Annotated in this window: 4 protein-coding genes and 1 pseudogene; 3 read left to right on the top strand and 2 right to left on the bottom strand. The window is 50.1% G+C overall.

The annotated features are described in order from the left end of the window. Nucleotides 1-648: RAD55 family ATPase (locus ACFOFO_RS26535; protein WP_390333563.1), on the bottom strand; the 648-nt coding region annotated here is incomplete at its 3' end. Then, complete coding sequence (locus ACFOFO_RS26530) at nucleotides 641-1,063, bottom strand: hypothetical protein (protein WP_390333562.1); 423 nt, start codon at nucleotides 1,061-1,063, stop codon at nucleotides 641-643. The genes ACFOFO_RS26535 and ACFOFO_RS26530, both read right to left, overlap by 8 nt. 460 nt (nucleotides 1,064-1,523) lie before the next feature. Between ACFOFO_RS26530 and ACFOFO_RS26525 the strand changes: the two genes are divergently transcribed. The 3 genes and pseudogenes from ACFOFO_RS26525 to ACFOFO_RS26515 all read left to right on the top strand — a co-directional run. After that, nucleotides 1,524-1,943 (top strand): PRC-barrel domain-containing protein, encoded by a 420-nt coding sequence (locus ACFOFO_RS26525; RefSeq protein ID WP_390329213.1) that lies wholly within the window; start codon nucleotides 1,524-1,526, stop codon nucleotides 1,941-1,943. A 140-nt stretch (nucleotides 1,944-2,083) separates the two neighbouring features. Beyond that, nucleotides 2,084-2,296: a CsbD family protein gene (locus ACFOFO_RS26520; protein WP_390329210.1), complete on the top strand. Its 213-nt coding sequence runs from the start codon at nucleotides 2,084-2,086 to the stop codon at nucleotides 2,294-2,296. Between the two features lie 90 nt (nucleotides 2,297-2,386). Further along, nucleotides 2,387-2,615 (top strand): annotated as a pseudogene (locus tag ACFOFO_RS26515) (hypothetical protein); the annotation flags it as partial.

Here is a 2,615-nt window from a genome sequence, read left to right as displayed (position 1 = left end):
ACCTGGTACCTGGGCTTGACCACGCATTTTGACCACTTGTATCTTGCGCACCATTGAACTGTGCTGCAAATTTTGCGAAAGCCACAGAATGCCATCCGCCACGGTAAAGACCGGGCTTGATTCTGCCTCCGGCATCATATATTCGCCGATTAAAAATGTTGTTGCCTGCCAACTCGTCATTTGCATGGCCAGGTGCTGCACGAACCGCTGTAACCCGGCCCCGTCCTGTTCCTCCTGCTTCGCCGACTGCACGACTGATCGAAACGAATCAACAACTACAAGGCTGGGAGCATAGTCTTTCACTTCTGCCGCAATGCGTGACAATACGCGGTCAAAATCTCCTTCCAGGATGTCTGCAGACAGGTTGACGAAGCGGATCGATTCATTGACCTTGTTAATATCAAAAAACGGAAATTGCTGTTGATAACGGAGCATCTTCAAAGCGGGTTCCCCGAGTACCGTGAAGAACAGTGCCCGATGATCCGGTGTTGCCAGCGAGAACATGATCTGGTGAGCAAGCGTTGTCTTTCCGCTTCCCGGCGTGCCCGCAATCAGGTTAAACGAGAATTCCGGAATGCCTCCACCCACCAGGTTGTCCAGACCGGGTACGCCAGTCTTCAGACTGCGTATGCTTACCTTTTTACTCATTTTTGAACTCCTTGCCGGCCTTATCCGAAGCGTCATTGCCCCAAGCCGAACGTAAAATATTGGTCGTCAGCTGCTCGCCAATTAACGAGGTCAGGATGTCGGTGAAAGTGATCATCAGCAGACTGTTTGCTGCACTGGTTTGCGCAGGCGTTTGCTCTTCAAAGCATATCTTCAATGCCGCAAACCGGTGATCGGTCCGTGGTGACAGTGCGCCGTCCGCGAGCCAAGGAAATGTTGACTGGGTAAGGAATACACTTCTCGCGTAAAGTGAATTGAAGCCACCTTCACCGACAATCGAAATGATCTGGGTTGCCATTTGCTCCCATAAGTTGATCGCCGCGTCCGCAACTTTTTCAGTGTGCTGCGCCAGGAGGCTATTAATTATCTGGTGCCGCAGCACGTCACTGGTTGCCATAAGGAAAATATCAAGAAAAGCCGATTTAGCAACGTTGATGGAATGCAGCCGGTGTTTGCAATCTGATATCAGTATAACAGGGCATTTGCTGAGCCACGGGCACCGGGAAGGCCGTTCTGGCCTGAACCAGAAGTACCAACTTTTTCTAAAATTTGTCGTGCCGTGTATTCTCCAGTGATAGAAGTCTGGGGCAAAGCTTCGGATGACGCACCCGTCGGTTCTTGGCTCCAAATAAGCACCAGCTGGGTCGAGGTTTTTGTCTATTGCGGAGTTCAAAGGCTGGTGCCGTGGAATGTGAAGTGCGGAACGTCGCCCCTGTATTTCGCAAAAAATGAAAACCGTTTCAGTCCACTTACCCAATTTGGATTGACTCGAATCAATAAAATTCGCCGAAACTCGCATATATTGATAAATGCAATTTATCGATATTCATTGTATTGAGTCCCTAAAGGAGATCCACATGAGCTATGAAGATCGCGATACCTATGGCATATACAGGAACGATATAAGCAAGGGTCCCGGACCCGAGCTGATGGGTGCCGACACGCTTCACGGGAACGATGTCTATAACGACAAAGACGAAAATCTGGGTGACATCAAGGAAATCATGCTGGACATGCGGACCGGCAAGGTAAGTTATGCGGTGCTGTCGTTCGGCGGTTTTCTGGGGATGGGAGAAAAATTGTTCGCGGTGCCGTGGAATGCATTGACGCTCGATACCATCAACAAGCGCTTCATCCTGAAAGTCGATAAAGAGCGGCTCAAAGATGCGCCGGGATTCGATGCGGATCACTGGCCGGATATGGCGAACCCGGCCTGGGCCAATGAAATTCATTCTTATTACGGAACCCAGCCCTATCCGAATGAGCCGATTGTCTGATTGCCGTACATACATCAAACACATCGGTCATTGGTCGCCACGATACGCTCCTTTTATTGCAAATGCTGTTACCGCAATAGCCACGAAAACGGGCGATCAATGCACCTATCCATAATCAACTTGCTGCCGAGGAGGGTGAAATGAATTGGGACCTTATCGGAGGAAACTGGAAGCAATTCAAGGGCAAGATCAAGGAGCAGTGGAGCAAACTCACCGATGACCACATCGATCAGATTGAAGGCAAACGCGATCAGCTCTCTGGGAAAATCCAGGAAAACTATGGCATCGGCAAGGACGAGGCTGAAAAGCAGATCAAGGATTTCGAAGAGCGCAACAAGTATTACCCGCCATGAGTTTTGGTTGACAACCGGTGCGGTACAGGGCCGGCGTATCGATAGTCCGCTCCGAGACCGTCAAAGAGATAAAAATTCAAAGGAATAAAAATGAAAAAAATGCTCGCAAATCTTTTTCTCAGTGTCGTCACTCTCGGTTTTGCCACTGTTGCACCCGCAGCGACCGATGAAGCGAAAGCTGCCTATAAGGCGGCCGAAGACAGCGCTACCGCAACGTATAAAGCGGAACGCGCCAAATGCGATGCCTTGAACGGAAATCCGAAGGATGTCTGCATCGAAGAAGCCAAGGCGGCTGAAAAACGCAGCAAGGCGGAAGCGG

This window comes from Pseudundibacterium arcticum (genome assembly GCF_042646465.1).
In the GTDB taxonomy this organism is placed as follows: Bacteria; Pseudomonadota; Gammaproteobacteria; order Burkholderiales; family Burkholderiaceae_D; genus Undibacterium_A; species Undibacterium_A arcticum.
This window is presented reverse-complemented; position numbering and strand designations above follow the sequence as displayed.

Bases quoted from the DNA above. Each gene is read 5' to 3' on its own strand.
- ACFOFO_RS26530 (WP_390333562.1), bottom strand. From the start codon at position 1,063: ATGGCAACCAGTGACGTGCTGCGGCACCAGATAATTAATAGCCTCCTG.
- ACFOFO_RS26525 (WP_390329213.1), top strand. From the start codon at position 1,524: ATGAGCTATGAAGATCGCGATACCTATGGCATATACAGGAACGATATA.
- ACFOFO_RS26520 (WP_390329210.1), top strand. From the start codon at position 2,084: ATGAATTGGGACCTTATCGGAGGAAACTGGAAGCAATTCAAGGGCAAG.